Below are 3,624 nucleotides of genomic sequence, written 5' to 3' on the forward strand. Positions count from 1 at the left end.
CGAACCAGCTACAAGGCCACCATCAGCATCAACATCCACATGCCCGATGAACCTTGACAAACCAGCGTGAAGCCAAACTAAACGGCATTGGGACTTGTCCATCAGCCGCCAGCTGCCGTCGGCGTTCTTGGCGAGCGTGGCGAACATGCCCGGCGGGGGCTGGTAGCCGCCATCGGCCTTTTTTGCGAAGCGCACCTGCCGTCCGTCCGGGTAGGTCACCAGCACCGACGCCAGTCCACGGATGCTTTCCTCCACCACGCGCATGTCCCAGCGCGTGGACCAACCCGCCCCGAAAGCGCCATCACGCCGCGGGTCCATGCTGTTGTAGGAGCGCACCACCGACAGCGGCGGCCCAGCCACCGAGACTTGCGCATCGGTGAACGTGGTGGTGTAGTTCCCAGAAGCCTGATGGAACTCCTGCCCGTTCACGCCCGGGGTGGACAACTGCGAAGTGATCGTGGGCTGGCGCACCCCGACGACGAACGACCGCGTCTGCGAGTACGCACTCTTGCCGCCGATGGTGGAAGCGTCTGACACCTCGACCCGCCACCAGTACTGACGCCCCCAGGACAGCATGCCCTCCGGCACCGTCCGACTGCCGGACAACTCACAGCAGTCCTCGTAGGTCTGGCAGCCGGACATCGACGGGCTCTCACACACCTCAAAGTCGAAGCCGACCGCACCGCCCTCCCACGTGGTAGCCGTAGCGCTCAACGTCGGCGTGGTCGTCATCACCTGCGAGCCGTTGTCCGGAGACATCGAGGTGACCGTCGGCGCCGGCGGAAGCGGGCAGGAACCGATCTTCTCCCAGTAAGTGCCAGGGTAAAACTCTGGTGGCGGCTTTTGGTTGAGATAGCCCGGTATACCCAACATGGCTTCCCAAATGGTCTGCTGGTAGGCCACACGCTCATACGCGGCGACCGCATAGCCAGCTCTCCATGCCGGGACACTCCCGCACGGCGGCTCAGTCTCCAACTGCGCCATGAACGCCGAAGCGCTACCCACAGGCTTGCCGGCCGCCCTCGCCTTCCGCGTGACACCTTCACGGTCTTCCCGCGGCAACGCCTTCTTCGGTATCTCGACGTCCTTCTCCGGCGTGCCCGCAGCGGCAGACGTCCGCGTGGCATCGCTCGAGGTGAGCGCGGGCAAAGTTTTCGTGGACCCGAAGGCCTGCTTCGGCGTTTCCACAGGGCCTTGGAAAGCGGCGGACACAGCAAGGGCAACCGTATTGGCAGCGGCCGGTAACGACTGCAACATGAGCAAGCCTGGCAACAGGCCCATGAGGGTTGCTGCCATCATGGCGGGCTTCCGCCCAGAACGAGCCCATGCCAAACTCCGGCGCATACGCCGTCACGCTCCGAACCACAACGAGGGACACCCATACGGGTGTCAGACGTCGCTCCACCCCACCCGGCAGGCCATCCTGACTCGTGCGGCTCTGGAGCTCTGACCAAACGGGCAAAGCCTAACTTTCCGCAAGATCGCGCTACAAGAGCGATTTCGCCGTCGGGCGAGCGCGGAGTGTGACGTACCGGATTGCACCATTCGGCGGTTATTGATCACGAGCTGCTGCGTCGGCTTGTTGAAGTGATCATGCTCCTGGCCGTGGGGCCATAAGGAAGCGCTCGGCCGGTGCGGTGTCGTGTCACGCTCGGAGCCGAAAGGTGTGATGTGCTCGCGGCTTGTCCTTAGTCGGTGCTCTCGTCGCTGGGTGGGCACGATCCCCGCGGTGCTGGACGACGCCATTCCGGTGGACATCAAGGTCCACGCGGTTCCCGCCAATCTGGCCGCAGGGGAGCCGCCACCCGCTCGTACGACCACCCCGGAGAAGAGCACACAGCGTGATCATGGAATCTTCAGATCGGCTGGCTGGTCCGGGGCCTTCTTGGATCCGGTTAGGCGACGCGTTGCCAGGTGTCCCCGAAGTCGGCGATGACTTTCAGTTCTCCGCCCAGGGCATGGATGTACAGGCTGAGGGTGGCCAGTTCGGCGATGGCCCCGTTCTCGATCACCGAGACGCGCTGCTGGGACACCCCCATCGCCTGGGCCACCTCGGCTTGGGTCAGTCCGACCTTCTTACGCATGTCGGTCAGAAACCCCTCGGGCACCCTGGGCCAACCGACGCTCCCGTGCCTCCTTCAACGCCTGGCGGTCGTCAGGGTGGACGAACTCGGTGATGAACTCCTCACGCGTATGGGCGTGAAACTTGGCGCTCATGGCAACTCCTTCAGATACGCCCATGCCCTATGCCGTGGCCGCCGTCATACGTTTTCGTCTATTCGAATCCCAATCACACCGCCGAAGCACAGCGCGGAGTGCTTGGACTGCTCAGGCCGCGTTGGTGCGGTGTCCGGTGAAGCTCACCTGGGTGTCGTCGTTGTCGAGGGCGATGTTAAGGGTGGCGTCAAGGGCCTCGGCCAGCTTGGCGAGAAGCGGCAGTGTGGGGACGGTGTCAGAGCCTTCGATCCGGGAGACCTTCGCCTGAGTGAGGCCCGCGCGGTCGGCCAATTCAGCCTGAGTGAGCCCGAGTTCGGTGCGCCGGTCGTACACCGCCTTCGCCAGGGCCATGGACAGCCGGATCTCGCGACGAGCCTCGGCCACGTCCTCCGGCTCGGTGAAACCTGCGGTGAGCTTGCGTTCGCGCAAGGTCTTCCAGCGGCTGTGGCTCATTGCCCCACCTCTCCTTCCTTAATGGTGCGGATGAACTCCTCGTGCGCTGGACCGTGTTCGGCCTCGCAGACCTTCTGGGCGAGCTTGGCGCGCCTGACTTCGGCGTCCTCCCGCATTCTCGTCTTGCGGAAGACGGTTAGCAGGACCGCGGTGCGGTTCGGCGTGAGCCAGTACGTTATGCGTATGGCAGCACCGTCGAGGATGGGCCGCAGCTCCCGAACTCCGTCGCCCAGGTAGCGGGCATAGGGCTCGCCGAGCGCGGCAGCGTGTTCCGCGAGCAGCCCGACATACTCGTCGATCTTGAGGAAATGCCTGGCCGGCAACGCCTCCAACCAATCCCGCACCTCGGGCTCGACCTCGATGGCGAAGAGCGCATCCACCCCACAACGCTATATGTCGTTGACGACATATTCAAGACGATGCCCCGGCTGCGCCACAGCGAGAGGTCCCGTTCTCCGGTCCGGCAGGCGTCTCGATGGCCTTCAGGCCGAGGTCCCGATGCCCGGTTCCTGGCCATGTCCAGGGTCAGATTACCGGGAGGCGAGCGCGCCGCCGGCCCTGCGGACGCCGGGCGCGGACCATGGCGCTCTTCGAGGGTTCGAGCTGGTGGAGGACGGGCTGGTCTGGCTGCCCGGTGAGGTTCCGAGCAGGCGAACAAGGTCGACCTCATCGGCAGCCTGGAAGGGGGCGCCGCCACCAACCGCAGTCGTAGACCGCGACGGTGACCCTCGGCGATCGTGCGGGTGATCTCGACGACGAAGGTGCAGTAGGCGCCCTTGATAGGTTCCGGGTGTCAGGTGTCCTGGTCTCGATCGACAAGTAGAGGTGTGGCCAGATCCGAACCAGCGTTTCGTGGTTCAGCTTGAATCCACGGCTTGATTTCTCGTGATCATTTCTCGGTCCAATTCCTCGACGAGGACCGCTGTCGCAGGTAGAGGCCTGGTTTCGGGGCGT

4 protein-coding genes are annotated in these 3,624 nt (G+C 64.3%); all 4 read right to left on the reverse strand.

All coding sequences use genetic code 11. From position 1 onward, the window contains the following. Positions 1 to 1,299 (reverse strand): DUF6531 domain-containing protein (locus ACIBVN_RS60635; RefSeq protein WP_397151971.1); only part of this gene is annotated, 1,299 nt, incomplete at its 3' end. Positions 1,300 to 1,895: 596 nt separating this feature from the next. Then, entirely contained in the window at positions 1,896 to 2,084 is a 189-nt protein-coding gene (locus ACIBVN_RS60640; protein ID WP_397151973.1) for a helix-turn-helix domain-containing protein, read from the reverse strand. Between the two features lie 244 nt (positions 2,085 to 2,328). Then, positions 2,329 to 2,670 carry a helix-turn-helix domain-containing protein gene (locus tag ACIBVN_RS60645; RefSeq protein WP_397151975.1) on the reverse strand — a complete coding sequence of 114 codons (342 nt, stop codon included), beginning with the start codon at positions 2,668 to 2,670 and terminating at the stop codon, positions 2,329 to 2,331. After that, the gene (locus tag ACIBVN_RS60650; protein WP_397151977.1) at positions 2,667 to 3,050 is read right to left on the reverse strand and encodes a type II toxin-antitoxin system RelE/ParE family toxin; all 384 of its coding nucleotides are present in this window, start codon (positions 3,048 to 3,050) and stop codon (positions 2,667 to 2,669) included. Before ACIBVN_RS60650 ends, ACIBVN_RS60645 begins: the two co-directional genes overlap by 4 nt. Positions 3,051 to 3,624: the final 574 nt, after the last annotated feature.

Source organism: Nonomuraea sp. NPDC049400 (genome assembly GCF_044466425.1).
Lineage (GTDB): Bacteria > Actinomycetota > Actinomycetes > Streptosporangiales > Streptosporangiaceae > Nonomuraea.